General features: G+C 55.3%; 12 protein-coding genes and 2 tRNA genes. 12 read left to right on the top strand and 2 right to left on the bottom strand.

From position 1 onward, the window contains the following. The first annotated feature begins 46 nt into the window (after positions 1-46). The 6 genes from ACLQ7H_RS15555 (at position 47) to yjfF (ending at position 5,051) form a co-directional block, all read left to right on the top strand. Positions 47-123 (top strand) — tRNA-Asp (locus ACLQ7H_RS15555). A 53-nt stretch (positions 124-176) separates the two neighbouring features. After that, positions 177-252 (top strand) — tRNA-Trp (locus ACLQ7H_RS15560). A gap of 297 nt (positions 253-549) precedes the next feature. Continuing rightward, the gene (ytfQ, locus tag ACLQ7H_RS15565; RefSeq protein ID WP_121608339.1) at positions 550-1,506 is read left to right on the top strand and encodes a galactofuranose ABC transporter, galactofuranose-binding protein YtfQ; all 957 of its coding nucleotides are present in this window, start codon (positions 550-552) and stop codon (positions 1,504-1,506) included. Positions 1,507-1,528: 22 nt separating this feature from the next. Further along, complete coding sequence (gene ytfR, locus ACLQ7H_RS15570; protein ID WP_411753468.1) at positions 1,529-3,043, top strand: galactofuranose ABC transporter, ATP-binding protein YtfR; 1,515 nt, start codon at positions 1,529-1,531, stop codon at positions 3,041-3,043. After that, the gene (gene ytfT, locus ACLQ7H_RS15575) at positions 3,040-4,062 is read left to right on the top strand and encodes a galactofuranose ABC transporter, ATP-binding protein YtfT (protein WP_411753469.1); all 1,023 of its coding nucleotides are present in this window, start codon (positions 3,040-3,042) and stop codon (positions 4,060-4,062) included. The genes ytfR and ytfT overlap by 4 nt, the downstream gene beginning before the upstream one ends. After that, on the top strand, positions 4,059-5,051 hold the full coding sequence (yjfF, locus tag ACLQ7H_RS15580) for a galactofuranose ABC transporter, permease protein YjfF (protein ID WP_059199402.1): 993 nt from the start codon (positions 4,059-4,061) through the stop codon (positions 5,049-5,051). The genes ytfT and yjfF overlap by 4 nt, the downstream gene beginning before the upstream one ends. 4 nt (positions 5,052-5,055) lie before the next feature. On the opposite strand, the gene hdfR is transcribed toward yjfF, so the two are convergent. Further along, positions 5,056-5,883 carry an HTH-type transcriptional regulator HdfR gene (hdfR, locus tag ACLQ7H_RS15585; protein WP_411753470.1) on the bottom strand — a complete coding sequence of 276 codons (828 nt, stop codon included), beginning with the start codon at positions 5,881-5,883 and terminating at the stop codon, positions 5,056-5,058. A gap of 119 nt (positions 5,884-6,002) precedes the next feature. On the opposite strand from hdfR, the gene ACLQ7H_RS15590 reads away from it, so the two are divergent. After that, positions 6,003-6,341 carry a DUF413 domain-containing protein gene (locus ACLQ7H_RS15590; protein WP_021181829.1) on the top strand — a complete coding sequence of 113 codons (339 nt, stop codon included), beginning with the start codon at positions 6,003-6,005 and terminating at the stop codon, positions 6,339-6,341. A gap of 28 nt (positions 6,342-6,369) precedes the next feature. Here the strand turns inward: ACLQ7H_RS15590 and ACLQ7H_RS15595 are convergent, their stop codons facing one another. Next, positions 6,370-7,893: a YifB family Mg chelatase-like AAA ATPase gene (locus ACLQ7H_RS15595; protein WP_411753471.1), complete on the bottom strand. Its 1,524-nt coding sequence runs from the start codon at positions 7,891-7,893 to the stop codon at positions 6,370-6,372. A gap of 340 nt (positions 7,894-8,233) precedes the next feature. Between ACLQ7H_RS15595 and ACLQ7H_RS15600 the strand changes: the two genes are divergently transcribed. The 5 genes from ACLQ7H_RS15600 to ACLQ7H_RS15620 all read left to right on the top strand — a co-directional run. Then, entirely contained in the window at positions 8,234-9,466 is a 1,233-nt protein-coding gene (locus ACLQ7H_RS15600; RefSeq protein WP_411753472.1) for an MFS transporter, read from the top strand. A gap of 133 nt (positions 9,467-9,599) precedes the next feature. Beyond that, positions 9,600-9,698, top strand: coding sequence for an ilv operon leader peptide (gene ilvL, locus ACLQ7H_RS15605; protein WP_071681478.1), 99 nt, complete (start codon positions 9,600-9,602; stop codon positions 9,696-9,698). Between the two features lie 141 nt (positions 9,699-9,839). Then, positions 9,840-11,486 (top strand): acetolactate synthase 2 catalytic subunit, encoded by a 1,647-nt coding sequence (ilvG, locus tag ACLQ7H_RS15610; protein ID WP_411753475.1) that lies wholly within the window; start codon positions 9,840-9,842, stop codon positions 11,484-11,486. Beyond that, a complete protein-coding gene (gene ilvM, locus ACLQ7H_RS15615) occupies positions 11,483-11,740 on the top strand; it encodes an acetolactate synthase 2 small subunit (RefSeq protein ID WP_411753473.1) in 258 nt (85 codons plus the stop codon). Before ilvG ends, ilvM begins: the two co-directional genes overlap by 4 nt. Positions 11,741-11,761: 21 nt before the next feature. Then, positions 11,762-12,531, top strand: a 770-nt coding sequence (locus ACLQ7H_RS15620; RefSeq protein ID WP_411753474.1) for a branched-chain amino acid transaminase, incomplete at its 3' end; no start/stop codon positions are given.

The following is a 12,531-nucleotide window of genomic DNA, read 5'->3' on the forward strand; positions in this document are numbered from 1 at the left end:
AAGGTGGTTTTGCCAGCATCGAAAGATGCGACGTAAAAGAATCGGTGGAGCGGTAGTTCAGTTGGTTAGAATACCTGCCTGTCACGCAGGGGGTCGCGGGTTCGAGCCCCGTCCGTTCCGCCACTTATTTAAATTATGCCTGCTACTGTTAGCAGGCATAATGTTAAGCGTAATTTAGGGGCGTAGCTCAGTTGGTAGAGCACCGGTCTCCAAAACCGGGTGTCGCGAGTTCGAGTCTCTCCGCCCCTGCCATATTAGAAACCCTTTGCGAAAGCGAAGGGTTTTTTTTGCTTTCTGCCCGCCTAAAATTGCCCGTCCTCCCGCTAACGCGTACAAAATTCCCGCCGAAATCGTTCCCAATTTAGACATTTCTAGCTGTATCTATGCACAAAATGGTTGTAATCCCGTGCTGTGATAGCGCTCATCATTCCCGTCTGCATTTCAGCTACACCTTATAAGCCCCACGAGTTTTTTGGGCACACTCGATGAAAGCGAATATACCCACAGCCATCTCTGTCTGACCGATTCAGGCAGAGCGAGGAGAAAAACATGGTTAAGCGTTTACTGTTAGCGGCCGCCGTAAGCGGTGTGTTGATGGGAGCGGCGCAGGCTGCCCCCTTGGTTGTCGGCTTTTCTCAGATTGGTTCTGAATCAGGATGGCGTTCGGCAGAAACCAAAGTGGCGAAGCAGGAGGCGGAAAAACGGGGTATTACGCTGAAAATCGCCGATGCACAGCAAAAGCAGGAAAACCAGATCAAGGCGGTGAGATCCTTTATTGCTCAGGGCGTTGACGCCATCTTCATTGCGCCGGTGGTGGCCACCGGTTGGACTCCGGTATTGCAGGAAGCGAAAGAGGCCAAAATTCCCGTCTTCCTGCTGGATCGTATGATCGAAGTGAACGATCCCTCGCTGTATACCGCTGCCGTCGCCTCTGACAGTGTTCATGAAGGGAAAGTCGCAGGCGAATGGCTAGTGAAAGCCGTTGCAGGCAAGCCCTGTAACGTGGTGGAACTACAAGGCACCGTCGGGTCCAGCGTGGCCATTAACCGTAAGAAAGGCTTTGCGGACGGTATTGCCTCTGCCGACAACGTCAAAATCATCCGCTCGCAGTCTGGCGACTTTACTCGCAGCAAGGGTAAAGAAGTGATGGAAAGCTTTATCAAGGCTGAACAGAACGGCAAAAACATCTGTGCCGTCTATGCACATAACGACGATATGGCCATTGGTGCCATCCAGGCGATCAAAGAAGCCGGTCTCAAACCGGGCTCACAGATCAAGGTTGTTTCCATCGACGGCGTGCCGGATATCTTTAAAGCGATGATGGAAGGGGAAGCCAACGCCACGGTTGAACTGACGCCAAATATGGCAGGACCTGCGTTTGATGCCTTGATTGCATTGAAAAAAGACGGCACACAGCCACAGAAATTTATCCAGACCGAGTCGAAACTGCTGCAGCCTGAAACTGCCAGACAGGAATACGATATGAAGAAAAGCATGGGATATTGATCGTTAACAGACGGAGCAGATAATGGCCACACCTCAGGCAGCATTATTGGCGATAAACGGGTTATCCGTGGAGTTTCCAGGTGTAAAAGCGCTGGAGCAGGTTGATTTCACACTACAACGCGGTGAGGTGGTGGCGCTTCTTGGGGAAAACGGCGCGGGCAAGTCCACGCTGATTAAGGCATTGACCGGTGTTTACAAACGCTCCGCCGGTGAGATCTGGCTAGAAGGCACCGCGATTGCGCCGCAGAATACGGCCCAGGCGCAATCGTTGGGGATTGGCACCGTCTATCAGGAAGTTAACCTGCTGCCTAATATCTCGGTGGCCGCCAATCTGTTTATCGGCCGCGAACCCACCCGCTTTGGCCTGATCGATCAAAAAACCATGTTGCGTAATGCCCGTAAGCTGCTGGAAGGCTATGGCTTACCGCTGGATGTCAGCCAGCCGCTGGGCAACTACTCTATCGCCATTCAGCAAATTGTCGCGATTGCTCGCGCCGTCGATCTCTCCGCCAAGGTGCTGATCCTGGATGAACCCACAGCTAGCCTGGATGCCAAGGAAGTCACCATGCTGCTGGATATTCTTAGCCAACTGCGATCTCAGGGAATGGGGATGATCTTCGTCACCCATTTTCTCGAGCAGGTTTACCGCATCAGCGATCGTATTACGGTGTTGCGTAACGGCAAGCTGGTCGGGACCCGTGTCACCGCCGAGCTGCCACGGCTCGAGTTGGTGCAGATGATGCTTGGCCACAGCTTTGATGAAACACTGCTTAAACGCAGCGCACATCAGGCGGTACAGGCTCCGCCGTTGGTGGAGTTTAGCGGTTATGGCCGACGCGGTATGGTTGAGCCCTTTGACCTGGCGCTACGACCAGGGGAAATTGTCGGCCTGGCCGGTCTATTGGGATCGGGGCGTACCGAAACGGCACAACTGATCTTCGGTATTAAGGCACGGGATAAAGGTACAGCGAAGGTTGAGGGCAAAACGGTGGCCATCCCAACGCCCCGTAAAGCGGCTAGCCTGGGATTTGGCTATTGCCCAGAGGATCGTAAGACCGACGGTATTGTCGGTGCAGCTACGGTAAGGGAAAACATTATTCTGGCATTACAGGCGCAGCGCGGTTGGTTACGGCCTCTCCCGCTGCGCGAGCAAACCCGAATTGCGGAGGATTTCATCAAACTGCTGGGGATCCGCACGCCGGGGCCGGAGCAGCAAATCCAGTACCTCTCCGGCGGTAACCAACAGAAGGTACTGCTTTCCCGCTGGCTGGCGACTAAACCCCGTTTCCTGATCCTGGATGAGCCAACGCGTGGCATTGACGTGGGGGCCCATGCGGAAATTATCCGCCTGATTGAACGGCTTTGTGATGAAGGGTTGGCACTGCTGGTGATCTCCTCCGAGTTGGAAGAGCTGGCAGGCTATGCCGATCGCATTGTGGTATTACGCGATAGAAAACATGTGGCGCAGCTTGAGCATGATGCCATTACGGTTCCCGCCATTATGCAGGCCATTGCCGTGCAACAGGGGGCAGCATGAACCACAGGAGTTTTCCCATGACCGGTGGACCGCGCAAAGTAAGGTGGGTAATGCCTGCCGGAGCGACGCAGTTGGGGGCACTGGCGGTAATTTTGCTTATCGATAGCCTGGTCGCTCCCCATTTCTTTTCAATCCATATCCAGGATGGCCGCCTGTTCGGCAGCGTGATTGATATTTTTAATCGCGGTGCCCCCGTGGCACTGCTTGCCTTGGGTATGACGCTAGTGATCGCCACCGGTGGGATCGATCTCTCCGTCGGTGCGGTGATGGCGATTGCCGGGGCGACTGCCGCCACCATGACCAGCGCTGGCTACCCATTGGCGTACATCCTGGGGGCCGCATTAGCAGTGGGGGCGTTATGTGGCCTGTGGAACGGCTTTTTGGTCGCGGTGCTGCAAATCCAGCCGATCGTCGCCACTCTGATGTTGATGGTGGCTGGGCGCGGTATCGCGCAGTTGATTACCGAAGGACAAATCGTCACCTTTGAGAGTGAAGGATTAGCCAAGCTTGGTAGCGGTGCGCTGATGTATCTGCCGATGCCAGTGATCATTGCCGCCCTCATGCTGCTGCTGATTTGGCTAGTGACCCGCAAAACCGCCTTGGGGCTGTTTATTGAGGCGGTCGGTATCAATTTACGCTCGGCACGTAATGCTGGCGTCAGTACTCGCTGGGTGATCATTGCGGTGTATATCATTTGCGGCCTGTGCGCGGCGGTGGCAGGGGTTATCGTCACGGCGGATATCCGCGGTGCGGATGCCAACAATGCGGGCTTGTGGCTCGAACTGGATGCGATCCTGGCCGTGGTGATTGGCGGTGGGTCACTGCTGGGCGGGCGTTTTAATCTGCTGCTCTCGGTGGTGGGGGCGTTAATCATTCAGGGTATGAATACTGGAATTCTGCTTTCGGGCTATAAACCGGAGTTTAACCTGGTGTTGAAAGCGGTGGTGGTATTAGCCGTATTGCTGGTGCAATCCCCCAGTGTGTCATTACAGCGGCTGTGGCGGAGACGTAAATCATGATGAAACGTAACCTTCCCCTATTGATCACTATTGCGGTTTTCCTGCTAGGCTACGCCTTTTGCCTTAGCCAATTCCCCAGTTTTGCTTCCACCCGCGTCTGGTGCGATCTGCTGACCGATAACGCCTTTCTCGGCATTGTGGCCGTGGGCATGACCTTTGTGATCCTTTCAGGGGGCATCGATCTTTCGGTGGGTTCGGTGATCGCCTTTACCGGCGTACTGCTGGCCAAGCTGATTGGCACTTATGGTATTGCTCCAGGTTATGCATTTGTCATTGCCTTGCTGATGGGGGCCTCATTTGGTGCGCTGATGGGGTGGATCATCGACGTGCTGAAATTACCTGCATTTATCATCACGCTCGCGGGGATGTTCTTCGTGCGCGGCATGAGTTTTATCGTGTCAGAAGAGTCTTTGCCGATCGATCACCCGTTGTATGCCACGCTGGCAAACTATGCCTGGAAAGTCCCCGGCGGTGGCCGATTTACCTTATTGGCGCTGGTAATGCTGCTGGTCGTGGCGATTGGCATGATCCTGGCGCATCGCACCCGTTTTGGCCATAACGTCTATGCCATCGGGGGGAATCCGGTCTCCGCTGGGCTGATGGGGGTGCCAGTACGGCGTACAACCATCCAGATTTACATGCTTTCCAGCACGCTGGCGGCTCTCTCCGGCATTATTTTCTCGCTATACACTTCCGCTGGTTATGCGCTGGCTGCCAGCGGTGTTGAACTGGATGCCATTGCGGCGGTCGTCATTGGGGGAACGTTGCTGACCGGCGGCGTCGGCACCATTTTAGGCACCTTGTTTGGCGTGCTTATCCAGGGCTTAATCCAGAGTTACATCACTTTCGATGGATCGCTCAGTTCCTGGTGGACCAAAATCGTCATCGGTATCCTGCTGTTCTGCTTCATCGGCCTCCAGAAGGCGATGAGCGCCTTTTGGCAGACCAGACGGGCGAAACCCCGGCATCCACGCCTAAAGCCGTCATAGCGGCTCAGGTTGTGGTATTTAAAGGTATTTTCAGCAGTTGGCGGATTAACGGCTGCTGGTCGCTGTTTTGCAGCCAGACGGCATAAAGCGGGCGGATGATCGGCTGCGAGTCAGCAACGGCGATCAGCTGAGGGTACTCTTTTTCCCACTGGCTGGGGAGAAATGCACAGCCACCGGTCGTTTCCAGCAATTGGCGCGTCAGATGTGCCGAAGTGGTGGTCAGCACGGGCATGTTGTCGCCCTCAAGCATGCGGGCTTCCTGTTGGTGAAAATCGGCACCCCATTCCAGTTTGATGTAAGGCATTGGGGCTGGTTTGTCGCTAATTGACGAGGAAAACAGGCGTAGCGAGAAGTTACCCAATAGCTGGCTGGCCAACTCATCCATCTTTGGCGGCTCGGTGGTGATTAGCAAATCGAGCTGTCTTTCATGTAGTTGTTTCACCAAAGAATGGCGCAGTGCCACCCTGGCTTCGAGCTGCAAGGCCTCCCGCTGCTGGTAGAGCGATTGTAGCCAGGGCGTGAGGTAAGCTTCCCATAGCGACGCGGTAGCACCGATAGAAAGTTCGCTGTGCTGTAGCGATCGCACCACCTCTTTCTTTGCCAACTGCCAGGTGTTCATCAGGCTCTCGGCATAGGGCAACAGCCTCTCTCCTGCTGGCGTGAGGCGGATGTTGTTGCGGTGGCGGGTGAATAAATTCGCCCCTAATTGAGTTTCTAGCTGGCGGATACGGAAACTCACGGCAGACTGCGTTAAGTACAGGGATTCCGCTGCGCGGCCAAAGTGTCTTGTTCTACTGACCTCCAAAAAGGTTTTCAGTAATTCGGTATCCACACCTATCTCCAAAATTTTTTATCGTTAAGATTTAAATGTTTTGTTTTACACGATGTCAAGCCTATCTAATACTCCGCGCCATAAACAGCACGGCCATGAGAGAATTAGGAGCGTGTCAGATGGCGGATAGCTTCACCACTAACAGTCGTTTTTTTGATAATAAAAACTATCCTCGCGGGTTCTCCCGCCACGGCGATTTCACCATTAAAGAAGCGCAATTGCTAGAGCGTTTCGGGTATGCGTTCAACGAGTTGGATGCCGGCAAACGCCAGCCAGCCACTGAAGAAGAGCAGCTGTTCGTTGCAGTGTGTCGCGGTGAGCGTGAACCGGTGACCGAGCAAGAAAAAGTATGGTCTAAATATCTGGCGCGCACCCGCCGCCCGAAAAAATTCCATACGCTGTCAGGTGGCAAGCCGCAGGCTGATGCGGTAGAAGACTACACTGAAAGCGACGATTGATCATCATGGGGCCATTCGGCCCCATTTTTTATTCCAGGCTGCGGTGTAGCTGCAGCAGTAGGCGATCCATACTGCGATAGCTGAGCGCTTCGCTGAGATGACGTTTATCAATCTGTTGTTCCCCTGCCAAATCGGCCAGCGTGCGTGCCACTTTCAGGATGCGATGCCAGGCTCGAACCGATAATCCCAGTTGGCTCAGCGTTTTCTCCAAAAACTCCGCTTCCGCTGCAGGCAAATGGCAATCCCGATCCACCTCGCGGTTACTCAACAGCGCATTCACTTTACCAGCCCGTGCCAGCTGTCGCTCGCGCGCCACCAGCACCCGTTGGCGTACCTGTTGGCTGCTTTCCCCCGCATGCTGCTGCTTGGCCAGCACGCCCGGTGGCAGCAGTGGCACCTCAATCGACAAATCAAATCGATCGAGAAAGGGGCCGGAAAGCCTGCCGAGGTAGCGCAAGATTTGCTGTGGAGGCGTGCGGTTGTGGACTCCTTGATAGTGCCCGGTTGGGCTGGGGTTCATCGCCGCAATCAGTTGCACCCTGGCAGGGAAGCGTACCTTGGCGCTAGCGCGTGAGATGACGATTTCACCGGATTCCAGCGGCTCACGCAGCGCATCCAACACTCGCCGTTCAAATTCTGGCAACTCATCCAGAAACAAGACACCGTTGTGCGCCATGGAGATTTCCCCTGGCCGTGGCAGGGAACCGCCCCCAACCAGGGCGGCCATCGACGCGCTGTGGTGTGGGGCGCGGAACGGCCGCTGGCGCCACGGCAGGGTTTCATCAGGGTGATGCAGTAAGCTGGCAACGGCGACGCTTTCCAGCGCTTCCCGGTCGCTTAACGGCGGCAGCAAACCGTTGAGGCGGCTGGCCAGCATGGTTTTGCCGGTACCCGGTGGGCCAAGCAGCAATAGGTTGTGGCCCCCGGCCGCGGCAATTTCCAATGCTCGCTTTGCCTGCTCCTGGCCTATGACCTCCTGTAGATCGGCCGTTTCCGTTGACGTGGCAGCCGCAGGAGGCGCTACGGCGATCGGCAGATCTCCCTTGCCCTGCAAAAAGGCGCAAACCTCCAGCAAATGCTCCGCGACTCGGGTCGTGCTGTGGGGAAGCAACCCAGCTTCTTTGCCGTTGGCCGCCGCCAGGATCAGCTCACGTTTGGCCTCGGCAGCCGCTATTGCCGCCGGAATGGCACCGTGCACCGCTCTCAATGCGCCGGAAAGCGCCAATTCACCCAGAAACTCATAGTGCGCCAACTTATCGGCGGGCAGTTGCTCCGAGGCCGCCAGAATGGCTAGCGCAATGGGCAAATCGTAACGCCCCCCTTCCTTAGGCAGATCGGCCGGGGCCAGATTGACGGTGATACGTTTGGCCGGAAAGGTGAAGCCGTTGTTGATCAGTGCGCTGCGCACCCGGTCGCGGGCTTCTTTCACCGTAGTTTCCGGCAGGCCGACCAGCGTGAGGCCGGGTAATCCGTTGCTGATATGGACTTCAACCATGACCGATGGCGCCTGCACGCCGATCGTGGCACGGGTATAGATTACCGCCAGTGACATATTGCTCTCCTCGCTGAAGGCAACATGATGCGGGAACTGCCCGATAGCCGCGCGCTAGGCTTCATCAACTTGCGTAGCGATACAATATTAAAATTATTTTATTTCATCAGGTTATAAATTTTTTCGAGCCGGTACGCATTTTGCTGTAATACCCATTAACAATTACCGCAAGGTTGCAACAAATTAGCAAGCTAACCAAGTTGCAACAGCCGGGCTAATGGGTGTATTTAACAATTGTTTAAAATAAAAATCACTTCTTTAACAAAGCCCCGACCGCTACCGCACCCGCTGCGGCCGCCGCTAAATCTGATGATTCGTACTCTACGGTAGGGATAACACTATGTTTGGTTGGACTCCGCTGCAACGCAATGCGGCAATTGCCAGTTTTTCAAGCTGGACGCTCGACGCTTTCGATTTCTTCGTGCTGGTCTTCCTGCTCAGCGATATTGCTCAGGCTTTTCAGGTGGGGATGGAAGAAGTCACCCTGGCGATCCTGCTGACGTTGGCGGTACGCCCGATTGGTGCTCTGATCTTTGGCCGTGCGGCGGAAAAGTACGGTCGTAAACCGATCCTGATGTTGAATATCGTGTTTTTCTCGGTATTTGAGCTGTTCTCGGCGGCCGCTCCTTCTTTGACCGTCTTCCTGTTGCTGCGTGTGCTTTACGGCGTGGCGATGGGCGGCATCTGGGGCGTGGCCTCTTCGCTGGCGATGGAAAGTATCCCAGACCGTTCGCGCGGCCTGATGTCCGGTATCTTCCAGGCGGGGTATCCGTTTGGCTATCTGCTGGCGGCGGTGGCCTACGGTTTGCTGTTTGAAGTGGTTGGTTGGCGCGGCATGTTTGTGATTGGGGCTGCGCCAATCCTGTTGCTGCCGTTTATCTACTTCTGTGTTGAGGAGTCCCCAGTGTGGCTTGCAGCGCGGGCACGTAAAGAAAGCTCCGCTTTGCTGCCAGTCCTAAAGAGCCATTGGAAGCTGTGTATCTATCTGGTGCTGCTGATGGCGGCGTTTAATTTCTTCTCCCACGGCACCCAGGATATGTATCCGGCTTTCCTGAAAATTCAGCACGGTTTCGATCCTAAAACCGTCAGTATCATCGCCATTAGCTACAATATCGCGTCCATTATCGGCGGTATTTTCTTTGGTGCCCTGTCGGAAAAAATTGGTCGTAAGAAAGCCATAATTATTGCTGCCCTACTGGCGATACCGGTGATCCCGCTGTGGGCATTCGCCAGCGGTTCGCTGATGCTGGGGCTGGGGGCATTCATGATGCAATTCATGGTGCAGGGCGCGTGGGGGGTGATCCCAACCTACCTCAACGAACTGGTACCAGCGAATACCCGCGCGGTGCTGCCGGGGTTTGTTTACCAACTGGGTAACCTGATTGCTTCGGTGAATGCCACTTTGCAGGCCACGATTGCAGAACATCATGGGCAAAACTACGGTCTGGCGATGGCAATGATCGCCGGGACGGTGGCGATCGTGATCGCGGTGCTGGTGTATTTTGGCAAGGATACGCGCGGTAAAGCGATCGCGGTGGAAAGTAAAGCGCCTGGTGCTGGTGTTAGCGTTTGAATTTCATGCGCTTTGTTGCAGCTTTGACCCAGTGGCGAAGAATAATAACGCAAAAAAAGTGTTGTCAGGTTACCGGCTGCTATGGTAACTCTGTAGGCATTAGTTCGAAACGAGCACAGTGAACAAACCGATTATGAAAGCCCTAGCCCAAGTGATTAGCCTAGTCGTGATTAGCGTGGTGGTGATTATTATCCCACCGTGCGGGGCTGCACTTGGACGAAGAAAGGCTTAGAAAACAAGCCGGAATCGCAAGATAACCCCCGCACCCAAAAGGTCCGGGGGTTTTTTTATGCCAAGAAAATGTGAACAAGGAGCAGAGAATGACCAACAGAATAAAATCCTGCACTTCCCGCAACAAGGCGGGGAAATAACCATGAATGGTGCTCAGTGGGTAGTTCAAGCGTTGCGTGCGCAGGGGGTAGACAAGGTATTCGGCTATCCCGGTGGTGCGATCATGCCGGTCTACGATGCGTTGTATGACGGCGGGGTTGAACATCTGCTGTGTCGTCATGAGCAGGGGGCGGCGATTGCGGCCATTGGCTATGCCCGTTCCAGCGGCAAGGTTGGCGTCTGTATCGCCACTTCGGGCCCTGGTGCGACCAACCTGATCACCGGGTTGGCGGATGCGTTGCTGGACTCGGTGCCAGTGGTTGCGATCACCGGTCAGGTCGGCTCTGCGCTTATCGGTACCGATGCTTTTCAGGAGATCGATGTTCTGGGCCTGTCTCTGGCCTGTACCAAACACAGTTTCCTGGTGGAGTCGCTGGAAGCGCTGCCCGGGATCATGGCAGAGGCTTTTGCCATCGCCACCAGCGGCCGCCCAGGCCCGGTACTGATCGACATCCCGAAAGACATCCAACTGGCGCAGGGTGATTTGCCTCCTCATCTGATGCCGGTAGAAGATCAGTTCGAACATCCCACAGCAGAGCTGGCTATGGCTGCGCAACTGCTGGCACAGGCGAAGAAGCCGATGCTGTATGTGGGTGGTGGCGTAGGGATGGCGCAGGCAGTCCCGGCATTACGGGAATTTGTCGAGCTGACGCAGATCCCAACCGTGGCGACCTTGAAAGGCCTGGGCGCACCGGATGCCAACCATCCGTATTATCTCGGCATGTTGGGTATGCATGGCACCAAAGCTGCCAACTTCGCCGTGCAGGAGTGCGATTTGCTGATCGCCGTGGGAGCGCGTTTTGACGACCGGGTAACCGGCAAGCTGAATGCCTTCGCACCGCAGGCCAAGGTGATCCACATGGATATCGACCCGGCGGAAATGAGCAAGCTGCGTCAGGCGCATGTGGCCCTGCAAGGGGATCTGAGAACCCTGCTGCCAGCTCTGCAACAGCCGATGCAGATCGCCCCTTGGCTGCAACGGGTGGCGGAGCTGAAAGAAACCCACCCTTGGCGTTACGACCATCCTGGCCAACCGATCTATGCTCCGTTGCTGCTCAAGCAACTCTCTGAACGCAAACCGGCCAATACCGTAGTAACCACCGACGTGGGCCAGCACCAGATGTGGACAGCGCAGCACATGAGCTTTGAACGCCCAGAGAACTTCATCACCTCCAGCGGGCTGGGGACGATGGGCTTCGGTATCCCCGCAGCGGTAGGGGCGCAGATGGCGCGCCCGGAGGACATGGTGATCTGCGTGTCCGGGGATGGTTCCTTCATGATGAACGTGCAGGAGCTGGGCACCATCAAACGCAAACAGTTACCGCTGAAAATCGTGTTACTGGATAACCAGCGTTTGGGGATGGTTCGCCAGTGGCAGCAACTGTTCTTTGATGGCCGTTACAGCGAAACCAACCTCTCCGATAACCCCGATTTCCTGATATTGGCCAGCGCCTTCGGCATCCCCGGCCAACGTATTACCCGCAAAGACCAGGTCGCAGACGCGCTCGATACCTTGCTCAACAGCGAAGGGCCTTATCTGCTGCAGGTTTCCATTGATGAACTCGAGAACGTCTGGCCGCTGGTGCCGCCGGGCGCAGGCAACGAAACCATGTTGGAGAAAGTATCATGATGCAGCATCAACTCTCGATCCAGGCCCGCTTCCGCCCTGAAATATTAGAGCGCGTATTGCGCGTTGTCCGTCACCGTGGTTTCCAGGTCTGTGCTATGAATATGGCTTCGGGCAGCAATAGCGACGATATAAATATTGAATTGACCGTTGCCAGCCAACGCCCTGTGGATTTACTGTCATCTCAGTTAAGCAAACTGATGGATGTCTCCAGCGTTGAGATCCAGCAACAATCATCACAACAAATACGCGCCTGATGGCGCAAAAGGAACAGAATAATGACGAAGAAAGCCGATTATATTTGGTTCAATGGTGAGATGGTTCCCTGGGCCGATGCCAAGGTTCACGTAATGTCGCATGCGCTGCACTACGGGACGTCGGTATTTGAAGGAGTTCGCTGCTATGACTCCCATCAAGGTCCGGTAGTATTCCGCCACCGTGAACATATGCAGCGTCTGCATGACTCAGCCAAAATTTACCGGATGCCGGTAACGCAAAGCGTCGATGAGCTGATGGAAGCCTGCCGTGCCACGCTGCGTAAAAACAATCTGGTCAGTGCTTATATTCGTCCTTTGGTGTTTGTTGGTGATGTTGGCATGGGCGTTAACCCACCGGCTGGCTATAAAACCGACGTGATTATCGCGGCGTTTCCTTGGGGCGCGTATCTGGGTGAAGAAGCGCTGGACCAAGGTATCGATGCGATGGTCTCTTCCTGGCACCGTGTGGCACCGAACACCATTCCTACCGCGGCGAAAGCCGGGGGCAATTACCTTTCCTCACTGCTGGTGGGCAGCGAAGCACGCCGCCACGGCTATCAGGAAGGCATCGCGCTGGACGTTCACGGCTATATCTCCGAAGGCGCAGGCGAGAACCTGTTTGAAGTGAAAGACGGCGTGCTGTTTACTCCACCGTTCACCTCTTCTGCCCTGCCTGGTATCACGCGTGACGCGATCATCAAGCTGGCAAAAGACATGGGCTTCGAAGTGCGCGAGCAAGTGCTTTCCCGTGAGTCTCTGTATCTGGCGGACGAAGTGTTTATGTCCGGCAC

Source organism: Serratia sp. (in: enterobacteria), from assembly GCF_046715635.1.
GTDB lineage: Bacteria > Pseudomonadota > Gammaproteobacteria > Enterobacterales > Enterobacteriaceae > Chania.

What these genes read in the sequence shown, in the direction of transcription:
- ilvG (WP_411753475.1), top strand. Translation starts at nt 9,840, where the DNA reads ATGAATGGTGCTCAGTGGGTAGTTCAAGCGTTGCGTGCGCAGGGGGTA.
- ACLQ7H_RS15600 (WP_411753472.1), top strand. Translation starts at nt 8,234, where the DNA reads ATGTTTGGTTGGACTCCGCTGCAACGCAATGCGGCAATTGCCAGTTTT.
- ytfT (WP_411753469.1), top strand. Translation starts at nt 3,040, where the DNA reads ATGAACCACAGGAGTTTTCCCATGACCGGTGGACCGCGCAAAGTAAGG.
- ilvM (WP_411753473.1), top strand. Translation starts at nt 11,483, where the DNA reads ATGATGCAGCATCAACTCTCGATCCAGGCCCGCTTCCGCCCTGAAATA.
- ACLQ7H_RS15595 (WP_411753471.1), bottom strand. Translation starts at nt 7,893, where the DNA reads ATGTCACTGGCGGTAATCTATACCCGTGCCACGATCGGCGTGCAGGCG.
- yjfF (WP_059199402.1), top strand. Translation starts at nt 4,059, where the DNA reads ATGATGAAACGTAACCTTCCCCTATTGATCACTATTGCGGTTTTCCTG.
- ytfR (WP_411753468.1), top strand. Translation starts at nt 1,529, where the DNA reads ATGGCCACACCTCAGGCAGCATTATTGGCGATAAACGGGTTATCCGTG.
- ACLQ7H_RS15590 (WP_021181829.1), top strand. Translation starts at nt 6,003, where the DNA reads ATGGCGGATAGCTTCACCACTAACAGTCGTTTTTTTGATAATAAAAAC.
- ytfQ (WP_121608339.1), top strand. Translation starts at nt 550, where the DNA reads ATGGTTAAGCGTTTACTGTTAGCGGCCGCCGTAAGCGGTGTGTTGATG.
- ilvL (WP_071681478.1), top strand. Translation starts at nt 9,600, where the DNA reads ATGAAAGCCCTAGCCCAAGTGATTAGCCTAGTCGTGATTAGCGTGGTG.